Genomic DNA, 21,503 nt, shown 5'->3' on the forward strand with positions numbered 1-21,503 from the left:
TTTTTGTGCTGAAGGGAACTCATCCGAGCAGTTTTACACTTACAAATATTATGGACTAAGCACACAACGACAAACGCTGATGTGACGGGCTTCTCAGAATCCCGACAGTGCCGACTGTCAAGAAAACTTTCCGCTTATGTGATCTGTCACACGCTTCTGCACTGGCAGTGACTTTCGAAAAAGTGGGGTGGGCCGGTGATTCCAGCTTTTGCTACGCTAACGGGTAAAGCGTGATTTGCACATTCCATCAATTTTAACCAGGTGTGAGAAAACCATGAACCTTGATGATAATGATCTCTTTCGGGATGCCATGGGCGATGTCACGCCGTTAAAAGACACCACCACAACCTTGTGGCTCAAAGCACCCTCAACGAAGGCGCCACGAAAACCGCCAGGTGAATCTGAGCTGGAGAATTTCCTGACCCGGAGCGATCTGGAGATCGTTCCACTCAATACCCCGCTGGAATATAGAGCCGACGGCATTCAGCAGGGGATTCTGGATAAACTGCGCAGAGGAGAGTATCAGCTGGATGCCAGCCTCAATCTGTTGCGGCAACCGGTCGAAACCTGTCGTCAGGCGCTCTTTAACTTTATGATGCAGGCGCACAAACAGGGATTGCGCAATCTGCTGATCATCCACGGTAAAGGTCGTGATGATGAATCGCATGCCAACATTGTGCGCAGCTATCTGGCGCGCTGGCTAAAGCAGTTTGATGACGTACAGACCTTTTGCGTGGCCCAGACCCGGCATGGCGGGGCCGGGGCGCTTTATGTCGGATTGCGCAAAACCGATAAAGCCCGGCTTGAAAACCGCGAGCGGCATGCGAAACGCAGCCGCTAACTGTGAAACTTACGGATGGTGGACATCAGCACTTCAGCACTCAGGCTCAGCTCTGCGCCGGTGCGGGTAATGATGCCCACCGGTTCGCCCGGCCCGGAAGAGGCGATCGGCAGCGCACAAACCGCGTTGTGGCTCAGATCCTCTTTAATCGCCCCGGAAGGGACGAACCAGATGTAGTCGTAGCGAAGAGCCAGCTGGCGTGCCAGTGAAGTCGAAGAGGTCTCAATGCAGTGAGGCGGAAGGGTGCAGCCCTGTTCATCCAGCATCTGCTGGGCAATCCGGCGCGGAGCTGTGCCCTCGGGCGATATCACCACCGGCCACTGCATCGCACGCGAAAGCGTGACGTTGTCACTTAAAAGCGGGTGTTCCGGCCTGACCACCAGTTTGAGCGATTCCAGAAATAGCAATTCATAGGTCAGCCCGGTCATCATGGCGCTGTCCGCCATCCGGCCAATGCCGATGTCGAACTCACTGCCGCGCAAGCCCGCCAGCAGCACATTATTGTGAAGTGTCGCCACCTGAATGGTGGTGTTGGGCTGCAATTGATGAAAACGATCCAGGATGCGTGGCAGCATCCCCATCGCAGCAGTGGTCAATGCCCCCAGCCGGATAATCACCGGCGCATCGCCCGGCTGCTCATTAAAACTCTGTCCGGCATGGTTCAGCGCGTCGAGCACCCGCACAGCATGGGTCAGAAACTGCTCTCCCATGGTGGTCAGCTGCGCGCCCAGCCGGCCACGTTCAAACAGACGAACGCCAGTCAGCTCCTCCAGCTCATTCAGGGTCTTGGAGAGGGCAGGCTGGCTGAGGCTAAGCGTCTCTGCCGCCCGGCCCAGTGTGCCTTGCTGCGCAACCGCAACAAAGGTATGTAGATGGCGCAAGCGAATGCGCTGATTGAAAAGGATATTTTTTTCCATATCCTAAACTTAATGAGAATGACCGGCTTCAGGCAACTGTTTAAAATGAATTCTGTTAACTTTGCTGCAAATTTATTTTAACAAACGATTTGAAATGACCGCGCTACCCTTTAACTCTCTGATTAAAAAGCGCTCAGCCGGGTATGCCTCTGAAAAACGCCATCCTCTGACTACGGTATATCAATAACTTAACGGCTTAAAGTTGAATAATTCTCAATATCATATAAAAATCTGACCGCTTAAGGTTAACGATCGGCTATCATTAGCGCCGTTTTTTTTACTTAAACTGATGTCAGATTTCGTTACTCCAGAGGAGTGTTCATTGACCAGCGTCGAGGCGGTAGATGTCCGCCAGCTTATCAACCAGCAGGGGCTGAGCCACTGGCAAAAGCGGCTCATTGCGCTCTGTTTTATCGTGGTGGCACTCGATGGCATGGACATTGCGATCATGGGATTTATTGCGCCGACACTGAAAGCCGCGTGGGGGGTGAGTAATCATCAGCTCGGGGTCGTCATCAGCGCAGCGTTAATCGGGCTGGCGCTGGGTGCCATGGTGGCAGGGCCGCTGGCTGACCGCTATGGCCGTCGCATGATGATTATCCTCAGCGTCTTCTTTTTCGGTCTCTGGACGCTGGCAACGGCGCTGTCACAAAACATTGAGCAGATGATGCTGTTCCGTTTCCTGACCGGGCTGGGACTGGGTGCGGCGATGCCCAACGTCGGCACGCTGGTGGCGGAATATGCACCTGAGCGGCGGCGGGCTTTTATCATCACGGTGGTGTTCTGCGGCTTTACCTTTGGTGCCGCCAGCGGGGGATTTGCTGCCTCCTGGCTGCTACCGCGCTATGACTGGCACTCCGTGCTGCTGCTGGGCGGTATTCTGCCGCTGCTGGTGTTGCCATTACTGATCCGCGGCCTGCCGGAGTCGGTGCGATTTCTTATCAGCCGTGGCGCACCGGCTGCCCGCATTCACGCCATCCTCGACCGGATGATGCCGGGCAAAACCGCGCCCGACTGTGCGTTTCACGCGCCTGAGGCCACCGTGCCGGTGAGCGGCGCGATAGGCACCGTACTTTCACGCCGCTATCTGTTTGGCAGCACTATGCTGTGGGGCGGCTATTTTATGGGGCTGTTCATGGTTTACCTGATTGGCAGCTGGCTACCGTCGCTGGTCAACACCCTGGGCATGTCAGTGACCGAAGCGGCGATTATCACCGCGATGTATCAGGCGGGCGGGACGCTGGGCTCCCTGTTTGCGGGCTGGATGATGGATCGCTTCAACGCTAACCTGGCCCTGGCGGCGATCTACGGCTGCGGCGGGCTGTTTATTGTGGCACTGGGCTTTTCACCCGCGGAAGTGGGTATGATGAGTGCGATCGCCTTTTGCAGTGGCTTCTGTTTCAACGGGGCCAATACCGGTATGAATGCCTTATCCGCCAGCTATTATCCTACCCACGCCCGCGCTACCGGTTCCAGCTGGATGCATGGAGTGGGCCGCATCGGCGCGATTTTAAGCGCCTTCGTTGGCGCAGAGATGATGTCTCTTGGATGGTCTTTCAGCGTAATCTTTCTGCTGCTGGCAATACCGGCTGTGATCACTACCCTGATGCTGCTGTTAAAAAACCGCTACGGCTTTAAGCCGATCACAGATTCGTGATTTTTTCCGCTGAGGCCAGCGTGTTGCATTACATTAGCAGCAACGCTAACGGTGTCAGGTGGATAAGATGGACAACTTTCTCAGTGCGGATCTCATCCGCACCCGTTTCTCTCAGGCGATGTCAGCTATGTATCAGCAGGAAGTGCCGCAATATGGCACGCTGATGCAACTGGTGGCGACCGTCAACGACCGCGCGCTGGAAGCGGATATCGCGCTGAAAGATCGTCTCACCGCAGCCGATGAGATCGACCGACTCAACCTGGAACGTCACGGTGCGATCCGTGTGGGCACGGCAGACGAATTAGCCACACTGCGGCAGCTGTTTGCGGTGATGGGAATGCACCCGGTTGGCTATTACGATCTCTCTCAGGCTGGTGTGCCGGTTCACTCCACGGCGTTCCGGCCGATCACCGATGCGGCGTTGCGCCGCAATCCCTTTCGGGTCTTTACCTCGCTGTTACGCCCTGAACTGATCGACGACCACGCGCTGCGTGAAAAAGCGGCGGAGATTCTTGCCGCGCGCGACATTTTCACCCCCCGTTGCCGGGCGCTTTTGGAACTGCATCAGCAGCAGGGCGGATTAACTGACGAGCAGGCCACTGAGTTTGTTACCGAAGCACTGGAAACCTTCCGCTGGCATGCCCATAGCAGCGTGGACAGTCAGACCTATCAGGCGCTGAACCAGCAGCATCGGCTGATCGCTGACGTGGTCTGCTTTCCCGGCTGCCACATCAACCATCTCACGCCGCGCACGCTCGATATTGACCGCGTACAGCAACTGATGCCGTCGCGCGGTATCGATCCGAAAACCCTGATCGAGGGACCACCGCGTCGTCAGGTGCCGATCCTGTTACGTCAGACCAGCTTCAAAGCGCTGGAAGAGCCGATCATCTTTCAGGATGGGCATCAGGGAACCCATACTGCACGCTTCGGTGAAATTGAGCAGCGCGGCGTGGCGCTGACGCCCCAGGGCCGTGCGCTCTACGATCGACTGCTCAGCGAGGCGGGCAGCGGTCAGGATAATCAGCAGCATCAGCAACATCTGGCGGCGATTTTCCGTGACTTCCCCGACGACGAAACCACGCTGCGCCAGCAGGAGCTGGCCTGGTTCCATTATCGCCTGAGTGAAAAGGGCATCGCGACGCCCCCGGCTCAGGGTGAATCGCTGGAGACTCTCATCGAAGAAGGTCGTGTGCTGGCAGACCCTATCATCTATGAAGATTTTCTGCCCGTCAGCGCGGCGGGCATTTTTCAGTCCAACCTCGGCGATCGGACGCAGGTTCGTTCGGCGGGACAGGCGAGCCGCCAGGCATTTGAAGCCGCGCTGGGCGCTGTCGTGCTGGATGAGATGGCGCTATACGAAGAGCGGCAGCAGCGCTCGCTGGCGCAGTGCGGCTTACGGCCAGACTAACGCCTCTGCGGGCAACAGGCGCGTTGCCCGCAACGCTTTCTCCGCACCCGCCCTGCTAAGGCCAGTGGACCTGAAGTGGGGCAACGCGGGTAATATGCTGACAGGACTGGGGAAAAACAACGCTTTACCGCTCAGCGCAGGTTTACCCGCGTGAGTATCTTAATCTATTAGCAGACTGACTGATTAACAGCAGCACAACCGCACGTGATAACAGAGCAATGACGCGCCACTCCGGCGCTGGCAGCGTCATTGACCAATTGCGAAAAGATTAACAACGTTGAATCATAACCGTAACTGACTCTCTGAACCTGTTGATGAGCATGTTCACGCCTGCCCCTCACGCTTCGGCATATTCTGCAAATCCCTTCCGTACCTGGACAATGCTGGCGGGCCTGCAAATAATGGAGGGACGTTTGAACAGGGAAACAGGAATGAAAAACGAAACAGGTCTGAGGATCATGACTGCTGAGGGGGAGTTGCGTGGATGCATGGACGATGACCTTTTCGTATTCAAAGGCATACCTTATGCGGCGGCACCGCTTGGCGCACTGCGCTGGCGTCCGCCACAGCCGGTTACGCCCTGGCAGCAGGTGCGCGACGCCACCGCGTTTGGGGCTTCCGGCTGGCAAAATCGCACTTACTGCCAGGCCGTGGGCGGTGGCGATCCGGGTGAGTTCAGCGAAGACTGCCTCTACCTTAATGTCTGGACGCCCGATGTCGCGCCCGTGAAACCCCTGCCGGTGATGGTATGGCTGCACGGTGGTGGCTACACCATTGGTGCTGGCGGGCTGGCACCTTACAACGGCAAGCCGATGGCTTCACGCGGCGCGGTGGTGGTGACGCTCAACTACCGGCTAGGCCATCTCGGTTTCTTCTCTCATCCGGCCCTGGATGCTGAATACCCTGTTGCCAGCACGGTCAACAATTTTGGCCTGCTGGATCAGATTGCGGCACTGCAGTGGGTGCAGCGCAACATTCCTGCCTTTGGCGGCGACCGCCGCAATGTGACACTTTTCGGTGAATCCTCAGGCGCACGCAGCGTGCTGTCACTCTGCTGTTCGCCACTGGCCGAAGGGCTGTTTCATAAAGGGATTGTGCAGAGCGCCTACAGCCTGCCTGATACGCCGCTGAAAAAAGCGCGTCAGCAGGGTATGGCGGTGGCCCGCCATTTCGGTCTGCCGCCCGATGCCAGCGCTGATGACCTGCGCGCACTGCCTGCCGATGCCTTCTGGTCGCTGGAAGGGCCGCTGGCGATTCCGCCGGTGCCGATTGCGGGTGATGCTGTTCTGCCTGAGCCGATGCTGAAAACCTTTATGGCTGCAAAACAGCACCGTCTGCCGCTGATGGCGGGCAGCAACAGCGATGAAGCCAGCGTGCTGGAATATTTTGGCGTGGATGCCACCGCGGTGTTGCATCAGTTACGCGATAAAAATCGTCTCACTTACCGGACGCTTAAATGGATGTATGACATTCATGACGATCAGCGGCTGGGACGTGCCGTGGCGCGCGATATGGCATTCAGCCTGGTGCCGTGGCTGGTGATGCGGGCGCAGCACAATGCCGGAATGCCAGGCTGGCGCTACTGGTTTGATTATGTCTCTGAACATGCCCGTGACCTCTATCCGCACGGCACCTGGCACGGCAACGAAGTGCCTTATGTGCTGAACACGCTGAGTCAGATGCCGGATCCCAACGAAGAACGACCCTTCAGTGAGGCCGATCGGGCATTTGCGGCACGGGTCAGCGAGTACTGGTTTACCTTTGCCCGTGATGCTACGGAATACAAGCATCAGCTGGAGGGGGAAGTCGTGTGGCCAGCCTGGCACCCAGGCTCTGACGTGACAATGTCACTCGGTGATGATCGGAAGAGCGGGCTGGTTCTGAAGCGGAACTTTATGCGCGCCCGTATGCGGCTTTTCCGGCTATTAATGACTCGTATGGTCAGGCTTTAAACGGCAGCTCATGGTTAGCCTGCTAACCATCAAATTGCGCGAATGGAATTAATCTGCTTTTTAAAGGTTAACCTGCTGAATAAAAAGGCTATAAAGTGAAATTTGCCTTAGGGACGCTGTAAAATATTAGGTAACAAAACAGTTACATCTTCACAATCGCATGCCGATAAACCTCCTATGCCCGACGCTTGCGGGTCAACGTGTATAGGATTTTGGTATGGGAATGCTCAAAAATTTTACCATTCGCGCAGTGATGCTCTCTATTCTGGGACTGTTTTGTTTACTGTGGAGCGGCGTCGGGCTGTATAGCATTCACTCTCTTGGCGCGCTCAGCGAAGGGAATGATGTGGACCGTCATCTGGTTGAGCAAATGACGGTGCTGAGCAAAGGCAACGATCAATATTTTCGTGTCATCACGCGCTTATCCCGCGTGATGGAAAGCAAAGCCGCAGGTCAGACCCTGAACGATGAGGCTTATGCTCCGGTGCAGCAGGCGCTGGACAGCATGACCCAGCAACTGGCGCGCTTTAAACAACTGGCACCCGGCCCGATGAACCCGGATGTCGTGGATGGGGTGATTCAGAGCTGGCAAAAGCTGCTGGATGCGGGCGTTACGCCACAATTGCAGCTGGCCCGTCAGGCCTCGCCTGATGCTTATCGTCAGCAGGCAAATAACGTCACGCCCCCACTCAGTCGTGCCTTTGGCATCAGCGCAGAGAAATTCAGCCAGGGCGCAGCTGAAAAGCTGGATGCAACCCGGGTTGAAGTGGATCACCTCACCGCGATGACCAAAACGATTATTACCATCACGGTAATTATCGGCCTGTTTATTCTGCTGTTTACCGACCGCTATCTGGTGGCGATGCTGGTCCGTCCGCTGGAAAGTATCCGTACCCACTTCGCGGTCATTGCCACGGGCGATCTGAGTCAGCCGGTATCCGATTTCGGACGCAACTGCGTCGGTAAACTGGTGCCGCTGCTGAGCGCCATGCAGGATAGCCTGCGTGAAGCGGTCAGCGCCATTCGCAGCGGCACTGAGAATATCTCGCGCGGTGCCGCAGAGATTTCTGCCGGTAACAACGACCTCTCTTCACGTACCGAAGAGCAGGCCGCTGCGCTCGAACAGACTGCGGCCAGCATGGAGCAGTTGACGGCCACGGTAAAATTCAACGCCGATAATGCCCGCCAGGCCAGCCTGCTGGCAGAAACCGCCACCACCACGGCACAACGTGGCGGTCAGCTGGTCAGTGAAGTCGTCAGCACTATGGATGGCATCTCAGGCAGCTCGAAGAAAATCGCTGAAATCACTAACGTGATCAACGGCATCGCTTTCCAGACCAATATTCTGGCGCTGAACGCCGCCGTCGAAGCGGCACGTGCTGGCGAACAGGGGCGGGGTTTTGCGGTCGTTGCCTCTGAAGTGCGTAACCTTGCACAGCGCAGCGCCAATGCCGCGAAAGAGATTGCGACGCTGATTGAAGATTCGGTTCAGCGTGTAGGTAAAGGCGCCGAGCTGGTCAGCACCACCGGCGGCACCATGAACAATATTCTGAAATCGGTGCAGGATGTTGATGCGATAATGAAACAGATTGCTTCCGCCTCAGAAGAGCAGAGCAAAGGCATCTCTCAGGTGGGTGCTGCGGTAACCGAAATGGATAGCGTGACCCAGCAGAACGCCTCACTGGTTGAAGAGGTTTCTGCCGCGGCGAGCGCACTGGCATTGCAGACGGAAGCGCTGCAGGCTTCTGTGTCGAAGTTCCGTCTCTCCAGCAACCGCCAGACCGCACCGGTCATCACGAATAAACCTGCCGCGCCGAAAGCAACCGTGCTGAGTGCGCCTCAGGCTAAACCGGCGGATAACGGCGACTGGGTCACCTTCTGATCCCTGCACAGCCACGCCACCAGCTCCGCCAGGAACGGTGGCGCATCCTGCGCGGGCCGTTTCAGTAAACTGTAAACCGCACCGGTTTTTGCCTCGCCAGCGAACGGCTTAATCAGCCTGCCGCTGGCTATATCACTCTCCACCAGATTGCTGTCGGCCATCGCCACACCAAACCCCTGAATCGCTGCACTGATCGCTAAGTCCATGGTGGCAAAATGCTGGTTCCGCTTCATGTTCAGTGTCACCTGCTGCGCCTGCAGCCAGCACTGCCAGTCACGCGTATCTGCCGTCGGATGCAAAAAGGTCATTGTGGCCAGTGCCGCCGGGGAGTCCGGGCGGGGTTGATCGGCCGCCATCACTGGCGTCAGCGACTCACTGAACAGGCAAATTCCGTCAGGGTGCGGCTTACCATAGACAATCGCCACATCGAAGTTCTCCAGCTGCGCGGCATGATCCAGCGTGGTGGTCAGGGCCACATGCAGTTCAGGACGATGATGCTCCAGCGCCATCAGCCGGGGCACCAGCCAGCGCATCGCACAGGTTGGCGCTTTCAGGCGAATGCTGACCTGACTACGGCGGACCTTCTCGCTGGCCTGAACCATCAGCTCAAAACCCTGCTGTAAGTCGGGCAGCAGCGCCGCGCCCTGAGGGGTCAGGCGCAGACCGCGCGCGTGGCGGTCAAACAGCGTCACGCCCAGCCACTGCTCCAGGGCGGCAATCTTACGACTGACGGCGCCCTGCGTCAGGCAAAGTTCGCGGGCAGCGTGAGTCAGATTGAGATGTCGGGCGGTCACCAGAAAGGCGTGAATGGCATTAAGCGGCAGCGATAAGCGTGACACGGTGAACCTCAGCTATGCATTTTTGTCATGGCTATTATGACGACATTTCGCTTGCCGACTCAAGTCGCAGCCCGTTGAATAGCTATTTACCGCATCTGAGCGGTTAAGCCCCTGACGGAGAGAGTATGTCCCTGAAAACGCCTGTCGCTATCCACTCAAAATTGCCGGACGTCGGCACCACTATTTTCAGCATGATTGGCCAGCTTTCGGCGCAGCATCAGGCGATTAACCTGTCGCAGGGCGCGCCCAATTTCCCCTGTGATCCGGCGCTGGTCGACTCAGTCAGCCGCGCGATGCAGGAAGGACATAATCAGTATGCCGCCATGATGGGCTTGCCCGCCTTACGCGACGCGCTTGCCAGCAAAGTGCAGGCGCTCTATGGACAACAATATGATGCCGCCAGTGAAGTGCTGATCACCGGCAGCGCCAGCCAGGGGCTCTATATGGCGATCACCGCGCTGGTTCATCAGGGCGATGAGGTGATCTTCTTTGAACCGGCGTTTGACAGCTACGCGCCGGTGGTGCGGTTGCAGGGCGGTAAACCGATTGGCCTGAAGTTGCAGGTGCCGTCATTTGCTATCGACTGGGATCAGTTGCGGGCAGCAATCACGCCGCGCACCCGGATGATCATTATTAATACGCCGCACAACCCCAGCGCGCAGGTGCTGACCCCCGACGACCTGAATCAGCTGGCAGCCTTAATCCGCAACACCGATATCGTGGTGCTCTCCGATGAGGTTTACGAGCATATTCTGTTTGATGGGCGACCGCATTGTGGGATGGCGACGCATCCGGAGCTGGCAGCCCGCAGCGTCATTGTCTCTTCGTTTGGCAAAACCTTCCACGTCACCGGCTGGCGGGTAGGCTACTGTCTGGCACCGGCAGAGCTGATGACTGAGCTGGTGAAAGTGCATCAGTTTATGATGTACGCCGCCGATACACCGATGCAGGTCGGTTTCGCACACTATCTGCAGACGCCAGAGAACTATCTGTCGCTCAGTGCCTTCTATCAGCAGAAGCGCGATCGGCTGATTGCCCTGATGCAGAACTCCCCGTTCCGGCTGCTGCCGAGTGCTGGTTCGTTCTTTATGCTCGCCAGCTATGGACATTTCAGTGACGAACCGGACAGTGAAATGGTAAAACGTCTTATCGTCGATCACGGTGTGGCGACCATACCGCTGTCGGCGTTTTATATGGATGGCACAGATAACAAACTGATTCGGCTCTCTTTTGCTAAAGACGAGGCGACACTTGAGGCTGGCGCGGCTGCGCTATGTGCTTTTTCTCACTGATTCACGCCACCGCGTGAGGCAGCTCGGGGAACAGGTAACCAGGACTTTTCGGGGTAAATAACATAATGAAGAAACTGAACGCGCTTTTTCTCGCTCTGGGCATGATGACATCGGTACAGGCACTGGCACAGGATTTACGCTACGGCGTGGAGTCACAATATCCGCCTTTTGAAAGCCGCAATGCTAAAGGGGAACTGGAAGGCTTTGATATCGAGCTGGGCAATGCCATCTGTAAGGCGGGCAACTTCAGCTGCCACTGGGTTGAGAGCAGCTTTGATGCGCTGATCCCGGCACTGCAGGCGAAAAAGTTCGACGCCATTAACTCGGCGATGAACATCACCGAAGCGCGCGCCAGAAGCATTGCGTTTACGCAGCCGATCTACCGTATTCCGACCATGTTAGTGGCGAAGACCGGTGAAAATCTGGCACCGACTGCCGAAGGTCTGAAGGGCAAGAACATCGGTGTATTACAGGGATCCATCCAGGAAACCTATGCGAAGAAGCACTGGGAGCCGCAGGGTGTGACCGTGACCTCGTATCAGGATCAAAACCAGGTTTACAACGACATGGTCGCGGGCCGTCTGGATGGCACACTGGTGATGTCCGCTGCCGGTCAGTCTGGCTTCCTCGATAAACCGCAGGGCAAAGGCTTTGGGTTTGTTGGCAAGCCAGTCGAAGATGACGCGATTCTTGGTTCAGGCATCGGCTACGGCCTGCGCAAAGATGACGCGCAGCTGAAGCAGTCACTGGATGCGGCGATTGCTAAAGTGCAGGGCGATGGCACCATCAAAAAGCTGGCTGAAAAATATTTCCCAGGCATTGATGTCAGCGCGAAGCCATAATCGCAATCGGGCGCGTTCTGCGCCCGATTCCTCCGCTTATTCCGCCGCCAGATAACAGAGTTTTTCCGCCACCTGATAGGACTTCACAAACGACGTTACCGGCAGAAATTCGAAGCGTGAATGGAAGTTGTGCGCGCCGGTAAAGAAGTTCGGCGTCAGCAGACCTTTGGCTGACAGCGCGGCACCGTCTGTACCGCCACGCATCGGAATCACCTTCGGCTCAATCTCCAGCGCGGCAAAGGCACTGAAGATCAGGTCAATCGCCCGACGATCTTCACCCAGTGCGTTACTGATATTGCTGTAGGTATCGCTGATACCCACGCTCACCTTGCCGGTGGGGTAACGCGCCGCCAGATCCTCTGCTGCCTGCTGCAACTGCTGCTTACGTGCCGCAAAGCTGGTCAGATCAAAATCACGGATTGAGGCCTTAAGCGTCGCCTTGCTGGCGTTGGCCTGAATCTCATTGAACCAGATATAGCCTTCACGGCCTTCAGTGTGCTCCGGGGTCTGCTGCCGATCAAACAGGCTGATGTAGTCATGGGCCATCAGCAGCGGATTGACCAGCACCCCTTTGCCCGACATCGGATGGGCGGGTACACCGGTAAACACAATTTCTGCAGCGGCACCGTTGAAGTTTTCATAGACCACTTCGCCCAGTTCGCAGCAGTCGATGGTCCAGGCGAAATCAACATTAAAGCGCGTTTCCAGATCCAGCGCTTTCGCGCCGCGCAGCCCAATCTCTTCGTCCGGCACAAAGGCCACCACGATGTCGCCGTGGTCGCCGTTAAGGTTCTGCATCAGCGTCATCACCACGGTGACCGCCGCTTTGTTGTCCGCGCCCAGCACGCTGGTGCCGTCGCTGAAGATCACCTGCTGACCGACGTAGGGCGCGATCTCCGGATGTTCATCGCGGCGCAGCCAGATATCCTGCTCTGCATTCAGACAGAGATCTTCGCCCTGCCAGGTGAGGATCTGCGGGTGGATATCGGGCGACAAACCGACATCAACGGTATCGATATGCGTAATAAACCCGATGCGCGGCGCGTCAGGCCGGTTGCCGCGTTTCACCGCCGTCACCGTAGCATGCTCATCAATCACTACCTCATCCAGCCCTGACGCGCGCAGCTCATCCGCCAGCAGTTCCGCCATGGCGTGCTGGCTCGGCGTGCTGGGCAGGGTGGTGGATTTGGCATCGCTCTGACTGCTGATGGCGAGGTAACGGAAAAAACGTTCTGTGAGCTGCGACTCAAGTTTGTCTGTCATCACTATTCCTTATTAGTCAGCCACCGGCGGGGTTCGTTATGGTGCCGAATCGTGCTATCAATGAAGCATCTGAATGATTCATTTAGATATTGTGATCACCGGAAGTCAATACAAAGCGAGGATAATAATGAAAATCAAGATAGCCACCTTAGCGCTTGTTACGGCTGGGATAGCGCTGGCTGGCAGCGTTAACGCCAAAACGCTGGTCTTCTGTTCTGAGGGATCGCCAGAGAACTTTAACCCGCAGCTCTATACCTCCGGGACCAGCGTTGACGCCAGTGCGGTGCCGGTTTTCAACCGGCTGGTGGACTTTACGCCTGGCACCACCAACCTGGTGCCCAGCCTGGCGGAACGCTGGGAAATCAGCCCGGATGGCACGGTTTACACCTTCCATCTGCGCAAGAATGTGAAGTTTCAGAGCAATAAAGCCTTCAAACCCAGCCGCGACTTCAACGCCGACGATGTGATCTTCTCGTTTATGCGCCAGATGGACCCTAAAAATCCCTACCACAATGTCTCTGGCGGCACTTATTCCAACTTCGAAAGCCTGGAACTCTCCACGCTGATTAAAAGTATCGACCGGGTCGATGACCACACCGTACGTTTTACGCTGTCCCATCCGGAAGCGCCGTTCCTTGCCGATCTCGCCTGGTACTTCGCCTCGATCCACTCGGCGGAATATGCAGACGCGATGCTGAAAGCGGGGACGCCGGAGAAGGTCGATATGAACCCGATCGGCACCGGCCCGTTTGAGCTGGTGCAGTATCAGAAAGATTCCCGCATTCTCTACAAAGCGTTCCCGGACTACTGGCAGGGCAAGGCGAAACTCGATCGGCTGGTGTTCAGCATCACGCCGGATGCCTCCGTGCGTTATGCCAAGCTGGAGAAGAATGAGTGTCAGGTAATGCCATTCCCTAATCCCGCCGATCTTGAAAAGATGCGCGCTAACCCGGATATCACCCTGGAACAGAAGGCGGGTCTGAATACCGGCTTCCTGGCGTTTAACACCACTAAGGCGCCAACCGATAACGTCAAAGTGCGCCAGGCGCTGGCGATGGCGATCAACAAACCGGCGATCATTGATGCGATTTTTAAAGGCACCGGCACGGTTGCGAAAAATATCCTGCCACCGGGCGTCTGGAGCGCCGACAAAGATCTGAAAGATTACGACTACGATCCAGAGAAGGCCAAAGCCCTGCTGCAACAGGCGGGTGTGAAACCGGGTACCGAAATTGCGCTCTGGGCGATGCCGGTTCAGCGGCCTTACAACCCGAATGCGCGCCGCATGGCGGAGATGATTCAGTCGGACTGGGCTAAAGTGGGCATCAAAGCCAATATCGTCAGCTATGAGTGGGGCGAATACCTGAAACGCGTGCGCAGCGGCGAGCATCAGGCGGCGCTGATGGGCTGGACCACCGCCACCGGCGATCCGGACAACTTCTTTGGCCCGCTTTACAGCTGTACCTCTGCACAGGGCGGTTCCAACTCCTCAAAATGGTGCTATCAGCCGTTCGAGAAGTTAATCACCGAAGCCCGCGCCGAGCCGGATCAGGGCAAACGCACCGCGCTCTATCTGCAGGCACAGCAGATGATGCATGACCAGATGCCTGCGGTGATGATTGCGCACTCCACCATCTTTGAGCCGGTGCGCAAATCGGTCAGCGGCTATCAGGTCGATCCGTTCGGCAAACACATCTTCTATCAGGTTGATATTAAGCAGTAAGTGATTGCCGCTAAAACCAGAGCCCCACTTCCGAGTGGGGCTAAGTTTATGCACTAAAGTCAGGGTTTATATGACCGCAATGATAAAGCTCAACGCGAAGGGAACACGAGCAGGGAGGAAAGCGTCCCGCCGCCCGGATAAAAACGCCGGGAGCGTTTTTGAACAACGCAACGCGTTGGCCCGGCTACGGACGCACCTCAGGGATGAGGTGAGTAATCGCGCGGGCCGGGCATGCCATGGAGGGCGGCTGTTGCGACTTTCCGATCGGGTCGTGTTCCCTTAGCCAGCACTATCTGACAGCCATCCAGCGCAGACTTTAACAACCAAACTCCTTTAAACCTGTATCACTCATCCCATCCTCACCTGCTGATCCATCTCCGTCAGCCGCTGCTGCAAAAACTGCAGAAACAGCGTCAGCGCCGCATTCCGCTGGCGGCCGGACACCGTCTGAAGCTGCAACGTACGCTGACTCAGCTGATCCACCCCCATCGAACGCAACACCAGATTTTGCGAGTCGCGCTCAAACAACAGGGTAAACGCACTGCAAATGGTTACTGCCTGCGGGGTATGCAGCAAAAAGTGGTAGAGCGTAGCGAAATAGTCGCAGGTCAGCACCGGCTCGACCACGCAGTCGTTCATCTGACAGGAGAGGTCAAACAACTGCCGCACGGTAGTATGCTGACCTGGCAACGCCAGCGGCCAGCCATGCAGATCGGCCAGCGTCACCTGACGCGACGCCAGCGGATGTGACTGATGCATCGCCAGTAACACCGGCGCCGGCCACGAGCCGAGCACCTCAACGCTGCGCTCCGGTTGCAGACTGAACTGCAGCGCAACATCGCATTCCCCAGCCCTGACGCATGCCGCCACGCCCTGAGAGTGCGTCACATTAAGCGCAAACAGCACGCCGGGGTTGGCCTGACGGAACTCCGCCAGCAATCCCGGCAGCAGACTAAACGCCATTCCGTCGGTACAGGCGATGCGGATCAGGCTGCGCCGTATTGCTTTCAGCCCCTTAATCTCCGCCAGCGCATATTCCATATCGAGCTGACTCTTGCGCACATGATGCGCGAATATTTCACCCGCTTCGTTCAATACCATGCCGCGTGCATGCCGCTCAAACAGCGGCACACCCACCTGCGTCTCCAGACGCTGAATCTGGCGACTAATCGCCGACACCGCCACAAAGAGCTGCTCGCTGGCGGCGCTGAGCGATCCGCACTGTACGACCGCCAGGAAATAGCGGATCTCACTGCTTAACATGGTGACTCCAACAAAACGCATCATAAAAGGGCAGGCGTGGCTTGCTTTAAAAGCAAGGCTCACTCGATAAATTAATAATTGTGGCAAAGAGAGAAGTTTGTCAAAGATAAAGCACGATAAAAAGAACAGACAGGGCAAACATGACAGAGCAACAGACCGTTGACCAGGCGATGCACTATTTCGACAGTGGCGAGTTTCAGCAGCTGCTGGCACGACGAATTTCCTGCGTGACCGAAAGCCAGCACGCCAGCAGGCAGGTGGAGCTGGAGAACTATCTGCAGCAGGAGATCGGCCCGCAGCTTGCGACGATGGGATTTACGCTGCACCCGTTTGAGAATCCGCAGCCCGGCAGCCCGCCGTTTCTGATCGCCACGCTCATTGAAGATCCCTCCAGACCGACGCTGCTCTGCTATGGCCACGGCGATGTGGTGTTCGGCGACGATGAGAACTGGCGCGACGGTTTATCACCGTGGCGACTCACGGCTGAAGATGACCGCCTGTATGGGCGCGGCAGTGCGGATAACAAAGGCCAGCACTGCATCAATCTCGCGGCGCTGGAGCAGGTGTGGCAGGCACGCGGTGGCGCACTGGGCTTCAACTGCAAAATCCTGTTTGAAATGGGTGAAGAGATCAGCTCGCCAGGGCTGGCGGAGATTTGCCAGCAGCAGCGGGCGCTGTTACAGGCCGACCTCTTTATCGCCTCTGATGGCCCGCGACTGAACGCGGTGCGGCCGACACTGTTCCTGGGTTCGCGTGGCGCGGCGAACTTTCGTCTGACTATCAGGGCGCGCGACAACGCCTATCACTCCGGCAACTGGGGCGGACTGCTGAGTAATCCCGGCACCCAGCTGGCGAATGCGCTCGCCTGCCTGGTGAATGCACAGGGTGTATTGCAGGTCGCCGCGCTGAAACCGGACTCCCTGACCGATGCGGTGCGCGCCATCCTCAGTGATATTGAGGTGGGCGGAATGCCGGGCGATCCGGCGCTGGCCGACGGCTGGGGCGAGCCGGGTCTGACGCCTGCGGAGCGTCTTTATGGCTGGAACACGCTGGAGGTGCTGGCGTTTGAAACCGGTAACCCGGCGCGCCCGATGAACGCCATTCCCGGCAGCGCCACGGCGGTGTGTCAGCTGCGATTTGTGGTCGGCACCGACTGGGAAAATCTGGTCCGGCATGTCGAAAGTCACCTGCATCAGCACGGCTTCGATAACGTCAGCGTAGAGTTTATGCGCGGTTCACCTGCAACGCGACTCGATCCGCAGGATCCGCTGGTGGCCTGGGCGCTGGACACGCTGGCCCGCAGCAGCGGTAAAAAACCAGCGCTGTTGCCCAATCTCGGCGGTTCACTGCCCAATGAGGTATTTGCCGATATCCTCGGCCTCCCGACGCTATGGGTGCCCCATTCCTATCCGGCCTGCGGCCAGCACGGCGTTAACGAACACATGCTCACCTCTGTTGCACGTGAAGGGCTGGCGATCATGACCCGCCTTTTCTGGCAACTGGGTGAAGAGGGCGAACAACTGATGTCGCGCCACCATCAGTGGCGGAGAGGTGAACAATGAGCAGCATCGCACAGAGTACTCCGCAGGTGAAACCGAACCTGCACAAAACGCTGTTCGCTACCTGCATTGGTAACGCGCTGGAGTGGTTCGACATCGCGGTGTATGGCTTCTTCGCCAGCTACATCGCGCACGTCTTCTTTCCGGTCAGCGATCCGTCGGTGTCGCTACTGCTGACCTTCGGCAGCTTCGGCATCTCATTCCTGATCCGTCCGCTGGGTGCCATCGTGCTGGGCAACTATGCCGACCGTCATGGCCGTAAAAAAGCGCTGCTGCTCTCAATCAATCTGATGATGCTGGGCGGGGCGATCATTACCTTTATGCCGGGTTACGCCACTATTGGTCTGGCGGCGCCGCTGCTGATTATCCTGGCGCGCCTGATTCAGGGCTTCTCTGCCGGGGGCGAGTTTGGCAGTTCCACCGCTTTCCTGGTAGAGCACTTTCCCGAGCGCAAAGCCTTTATCGCCAGCTGGCAGTTCGCCACACAGGGCGCCAGTACTCTGATGGCATCGGCGTTCGGCCTGGGGCTGACACACTGGCTGAGCGAAAGCGAGATTCAGGCGTGGGGCTGGCGTATCCCGTTTGCTTTCGGCTTACTGATTGGACCGCTGGGGATCTACATTCGCCGTCACGTGCAGGAGCCCGCCAGCTTTGCGACGCAGGAGAAGGAAGCCGCACCGCTGAAAACGCTGTTCGGGCGGCAGAAAGCGCTGATCACCCTGGCGATTGGGGTGATGGTGATCTCGACCGCGGTCAACTACATGCTCAATTACATTCCGACCTACGCCACCAAAACGCTGCATCTGCCGGGATCGGTGGCCTTCACCGCCACGCTGGTCGCAGGGATTATCCTGACGGTGGTGACGCCCATAATGGGATTGTGGGCGGAGCGGATAGGCCGATTGCCGCTGATGTGGGGATCGCTGCTGCTGTTGATGGTCACCATCTATCCCGCCTTCAAATGGATGGTCGATCACACTACGCCCACCACGCTGATCCTGCTGGTGGCGTGGATGGCGCTACTCAAGTCGGTCTATTTCTCCACGGTGCCGTCGGTGATGGCCGATCTCTTCCCGGCGACCACGCGCGCCAGCGGCATGGCGATCAGCTACAACGTGGCCGTGACGGTATTTGGCGGGTTTGCACCGCTGATTTGCAGCATGCTGATTGCCGCCACCGGCAGCAGTCTGGCGCCTGGATACTACCTGATGGCTGTGGCGGTGCTGAGTGGCATCGCGCTGCTGCGCTGCAGTAAGCGGGTGGCATAAAAGAGTGGGCCAATTACTGGCCCACTCTGGTACTGACAACGTCAGGTACGGGAGGCGGTAAGATCGAGCCAGTGATTAACTGAACTGTAAATAGGCAACATGGGTCTGCAGATACTCCTCCAGACCATGTTTTCCATCGGCACCGCCGACACCCGATTTACGCCACCCGGCATGAAATCCCTGCATCGCTTCGAAGTTTTCACGGTTAACATAGGTTTCGCCGAACTTCAGCTTTCGCAGCGCGGTCATGGTGGTATTCAGATTCTGCGTATAAATCGAGGAGGTCAGCCCATACTCGCAGTCGTTGGCCAGCGTAATCGCCTCGTCAAGCGTTTTAAAACTCATCACCGGCAGAACCGGGCCAAAAATCTCCTCCTGCATAATCGCCATCTCCTGGCGCACCTCAGTCAGCAAGGTGGGTTGGAAAAAGAAGCCTCTGTCTCCGGCGCGCTTGCCGCCCAGAACCACTTTCGCCCCTGCGGCGACGGCCTCTGCCACCTTCTGCTCCACCCGATCCCGTGCTGCGGCATTAATCAGCGGACCCATATCGATATCGCTGCGTTCGGCCGGGTCGCCAAATGTCACCTGCTGAAACGCGGCGGTCAGTGCGCTGATAAAACGATCGTAAATGCCTTCCTGCACATAGAGCCGCTCTACGCAATTGCAGACCTGTCCGCTGTTAATGATCCGCGAGCTGACGACCGCCCGCACAGCCAGCTCGAGGTCGGCATCATCCATCACGATGGCAGGGGCTTTGCCACCCAGTTCCAGCGACACTTTGGTGACATTTTTAGCCGCGGCTTCCATGGTGGCAATGCCCGCACCGACGCTTCCGGTCAGACTCACCAGACCGACCTTAGGATTTGCTGCCAGCTCCTGTCCCACTTCCGGTCCCAGACCATAAACAAAGTTAATGACGCCAGCAGGCAGACCCAGCTTTTGTATGATGTCGGCAAAAAGTGCCGCATTATTCGGTGTCAGCTCACTGGGTTTGATCACGATGGTGTTTCCGGTGATCAGGGCCGGTGCCGCTTTGCGGGCAATGAGGAAGAAGGGGAAATTCCACGGCAGTATTCCGGTAGTGACGCCGATCGCTTTTTTAAACAGGAAGATATTTTCGTTGGGGCGGTCACTGTTGATGATCTCACCTTCATAGCGACGCGCCCACTCCGCCATGTAGTCGAGGTAGTCGGCGGTGAACATCACTTCGGTCTTCGCCAGCCCCTGGGTTTTTCCACCCTCAGCCACAATGGTTGCCGTCAGTTCAGGCTCACGCTGGCGGATGGCGGTGGCAATTTTGTGCAGCCAGACGCCGCGCTCTACTGCAGGCAGCGCTTCCCATCCAGGCTGAGCCACTTCTGCGGCGCTGATGGCAAGGCTGGCATCCTGACGACTGCCCTGGGGAATACGGGACAGCAACGCCTCCGTGGACGGATTGATCACTTCAATCCAACGGTCACCCTGATGGGCTACAAATTCGCCATTAATGAAATGTTGATGATGTGTTGTCATTCGCTTAGCTCTCCGCTATCGATACGTTGCAGTAATGTGATAGCAGGGTGAAACAGATTGCTCAGGGCTACCTTTAGCTGATTGCCAGCTGCCGGGAGCGGCTGGCAGCCAATCACAGATATCGGTGAGTTCTGCGGCAAAAACGTCAATATGTTGTAGATTTAAAGGAGTGAAGTGGTAATAAAGGGGTTAAATCATGGCAAATGGATGGGCGTCAGAAGGCGCAGTACAGGAACAGATCGATAGCACCGTCAATGACGGCATTGAGCGGGTAAGACAGTCGATCGGACAGGGCGAAAGCGCCACCGAATGTGAGCTCTGCGGCGAGCCGATTCCCGAAGCGCGTCGTCAGGCGCTTAAAGGCGTGCACTATTGTGTGGCGTGTCAGGAAAAAATCGACAAGCAGCAGCAGACCAGCAGTTTATATAACCGTCGGGGCAGTAAAGACAGTCAGTTGCGCTGACCTTCAGGAGCCTGGCATCGCCAGGCCACTGCCAATAAACCACGCCAGAAAGCCCACGCCCGCCACAATGATGGCGATCGGAAACAGAATTCCAATTCTCATAATTTACCTGCTGCAAACAGCGATTTCAGGGGCTGCGATCTTATCATGAGATCTGCAATACGGCGCGGTGGGTTTTCAGCAGAGTGAACAGCTGGAACTGCGTTGCATCATTTTCCTCCCGCAACACCTCACCTTTTTTATAGAGAATATGGTGAACATGTCCGAGCTGACGCCAGACCACTATCGCTGAGGCGATCAGGGCGCAATGCTGATCCGCCTGCACACACTCAAGGGTGGCATAGTGGGTTTCATCCAGGCCATTCACAAACACCTTTATCGCATCTGCAGGTAATATCGCGCGCAGATCATCCAGCATGACCTGGCTGACTGACTGCGAAAGAAACAGCGTTAACCACTTTGTCGTCATCCCATTCCCTGATCCGATCAATTTTCCCCAGTTTATACGACCTTGCCCGCGTTAATGAAAGGCTTCTTTGCACATTTGCCAACCTTCCCTTGTGAATGGCAGTCAGATCAGAATTGTGCTGCGCCACACAGCAAAAATGAAAAAAACATTGAATAATAAGTTACTTACTTAACTAATCGTCCGGTTTTCTGACAACGGTGAAATTGTGATCCCTGATGGGCACAACGGGTAAATATTGCCACTTCACTGTGGCTTCCGGCATTTATCCAAAGGCTGAGGAATTCCTGCTGAACGTAGACTGCCTGCTGAGCGGAAGCAGACAGGTTTCCGACAGGCCTCAACCTAACCGG

18 protein-coding genes are annotated in these 21,503 nt (G+C 56.9%); 11 read left to right on the forward strand and 7 right to left on the reverse strand.

Annotated features, from left to right (window positions below):
* Positions 1 to 274 precede the first annotated feature (274 nt).
* The gene (smrA, locus tag NR201_RS00615; protein WP_256849242.1) at positions 275 to 841 is read left to right on the forward strand and encodes a DNA endonuclease SmrA; all 567 of its coding nucleotides are present in this window, start codon (positions 275 to 277) and stop codon (positions 839 to 841) included.
* Here smrA and NR201_RS00620 read toward each other — a convergent pair.
* Entirely contained in the window at positions 838 to 1,758 is a 921-nt protein-coding gene (locus tag NR201_RS00620) for a LysR substrate-binding domain-containing protein (RefSeq protein ID WP_187484033.1), read from the reverse strand. The two genes, smrA and NR201_RS00620, sit on opposite strands and share 4 nt — an antisense overlap.
* 322 nt (positions 1,759 to 2,080) lie before the next feature.
* On the opposite strand from NR201_RS00620, the gene NR201_RS00625 reads away from it, so the two are divergent.
* The 4 genes from NR201_RS00625 (at position 2,081) to NR201_RS00640 (ending at position 8,660) form a co-directional block, all read left to right on the forward strand.
* Complete coding sequence (locus tag NR201_RS00625; protein ID WP_010244695.1) at positions 2,081 to 3,415, forward strand: aromatic acid/H+ symport family MFS transporter; 1,335 nt, start codon at positions 2,081 to 2,083, stop codon at positions 3,413 to 3,415.
* 67 nt (positions 3,416 to 3,482) lie between these two features.
* Complete coding sequence (locus tag NR201_RS00630; RefSeq protein WP_256849243.1) at positions 3,483 to 4,826, forward strand: VOC family protein; 1,344 nt, start codon at positions 3,483 to 3,485, stop codon at positions 4,824 to 4,826.
* Positions 4,827 to 5,257: 431 nt separating this feature from the next.
* A complete protein-coding gene (locus NR201_RS00635) occupies positions 5,258 to 6,778 on the forward strand; it encodes a carboxylesterase/lipase family protein (protein ID WP_029519079.1) in 1,521 nt (506 codons plus the stop codon).
* 217 nt (positions 6,779 to 6,995) lie between these two features.
* Positions 6,996 to 8,660, forward strand: coding sequence for a methyl-accepting chemotaxis protein (locus NR201_RS00640; protein WP_163851586.1), 1,665 nt, complete (start codon positions 6,996 to 6,998; stop codon positions 8,658 to 8,660).
* On the opposite strand, the gene NR201_RS00645 is transcribed toward NR201_RS00640, so the two are convergent.
* Positions 8,618 to 9,499, reverse strand: a complete 882-nt coding sequence (locus tag NR201_RS00645; protein WP_010244709.1) for a LysR substrate-binding domain-containing protein — start codon at positions 9,497 to 9,499, stop codon at positions 8,618 to 8,620. The two genes, NR201_RS00640 and NR201_RS00645, sit on opposite strands and share 43 nt — an antisense overlap.
* Before the next feature lie 125 nt (positions 9,500 to 9,624).
* On the opposite strand from NR201_RS00645, the gene NR201_RS00650 reads away from it, so the two are divergent.
* Both NR201_RS00650 and NR201_RS00655 read left to right on the forward strand, forming a co-directional pair.
* On the forward strand, positions 9,625 to 10,791 hold the full coding sequence (locus NR201_RS00650; protein WP_256849244.1) for a methionine aminotransferase: 1,167 nt from the start codon (positions 9,625 to 9,627) through the stop codon (positions 10,789 to 10,791).
* A gap of 65 nt (positions 10,792 to 10,856) precedes the next feature.
* Positions 10,857 to 11,633 (forward strand): transporter substrate-binding domain-containing protein, encoded by a 777-nt coding sequence (locus NR201_RS00655; protein ID WP_010670199.1) that lies wholly within the window; start codon positions 10,857 to 10,859, stop codon positions 11,631 to 11,633.
* Positions 11,634 to 11,669: 36 nt separating this feature from the next.
* Here NR201_RS00655 and pepT read toward each other — a convergent pair whose 3' ends face one another.
* Positions 11,670 to 12,896, reverse strand: coding sequence for a peptidase T (gene pepT / locus NR201_RS00660; RefSeq protein WP_022625616.1), 1,227 nt, complete (start codon positions 12,894 to 12,896; stop codon positions 11,670 to 11,672).
* Between the two features lie 127 nt (positions 12,897 to 13,023).
* Between pepT and NR201_RS00665 the strand changes: the two genes are divergently transcribed.
* Positions 13,024 to 14,619: an ABC transporter substrate-binding protein gene (locus tag NR201_RS00665; protein WP_083067978.1), complete on the forward strand. Its 1,596-nt coding sequence runs from the start codon at positions 13,024 to 13,026 to the stop codon at positions 14,617 to 14,619.
* Between the two features lie 348 nt (positions 14,620 to 14,967).
* On the opposite strand, the gene NR201_RS00670 is transcribed toward NR201_RS00665, so the two are convergent.
* Complete coding sequence (locus tag NR201_RS00670) at positions 14,968 to 15,882, reverse strand: LysR family transcriptional regulator (protein ID WP_256849245.1); 915 nt, start codon at positions 15,880 to 15,882, stop codon at positions 14,968 to 14,970.
* Between the two features lie 140 nt (positions 15,883 to 16,022).
* Here NR201_RS00670 and NR201_RS00675 point away from each other — a divergent pair, with 140 nt between their 5' ends.
* Complete coding sequence (locus NR201_RS00675) at positions 16,023 to 17,444, forward strand: M20 family metallopeptidase (RefSeq protein ID WP_158131676.1); 1,422 nt, start codon at positions 16,023 to 16,025, stop codon at positions 17,442 to 17,444.
* Positions 17,441 to 18,709 (forward strand): MFS transporter, encoded by a 1,269-nt coding sequence (locus NR201_RS00680; protein ID WP_228312138.1) that lies wholly within the window; start codon positions 17,441 to 17,443, stop codon positions 18,707 to 18,709. Before NR201_RS00675 ends, NR201_RS00680 begins: the two co-directional genes overlap by 4 nt.
* 75 nt (positions 18,710 to 18,784) lie before the next feature.
* Here NR201_RS00680 and aldA read toward each other — a convergent pair whose 3' ends face one another.
* Entirely contained in the window at positions 18,785 to 20,221 is a 1,437-nt protein-coding gene (gene aldA, locus NR201_RS00685) for an aldehyde dehydrogenase (RefSeq protein WP_010244734.1), read from the reverse strand.
* A gap of 196 nt (positions 20,222 to 20,417) precedes the next feature.
* Between aldA and NR201_RS00690 the strand changes: the two genes are divergently transcribed.
* Positions 20,418 to 20,684, forward strand: coding sequence for a DksA/TraR family C4-type zinc finger protein (locus tag NR201_RS00690; protein ID WP_010244737.1), 267 nt, complete (start codon positions 20,418 to 20,420; stop codon positions 20,682 to 20,684).
* A gap of 3 nt (positions 20,685 to 20,687) precedes the next feature.
* Here the strand turns inward: NR201_RS00690 and NR201_RS00695 are convergent, their stop codons facing one another.
* On the reverse strand, positions 20,688 to 20,786 hold the full coding sequence (locus tag NR201_RS00695) for a YoaK family small membrane protein (protein WP_008925225.1): 99 nt from the start codon (positions 20,784 to 20,786) through the stop codon (positions 20,688 to 20,690).
* Positions 20,787 to 20,829: 43 nt separating this feature from the next.
* Positions 20,830 to 21,153 carry a hypothetical protein gene (locus NR201_RS00700; protein WP_010244743.1) on the reverse strand — a complete coding sequence of 108 codons (324 nt, stop codon included), beginning with the start codon at positions 21,151 to 21,153 and terminating at the stop codon, positions 20,830 to 20,832.
* Positions 21,154 to 21,503: the final 350 nt, after the last annotated feature.

It is taken from the genome of Pantoea sp. Fr-CA_6 (genome assembly GCF_024520895.1).
Classification (GTDB): Bacteria; Pseudomonadota; Gammaproteobacteria; order Enterobacterales; family Enterobacteriaceae; genus Pantoea; species Pantoea agglomerans.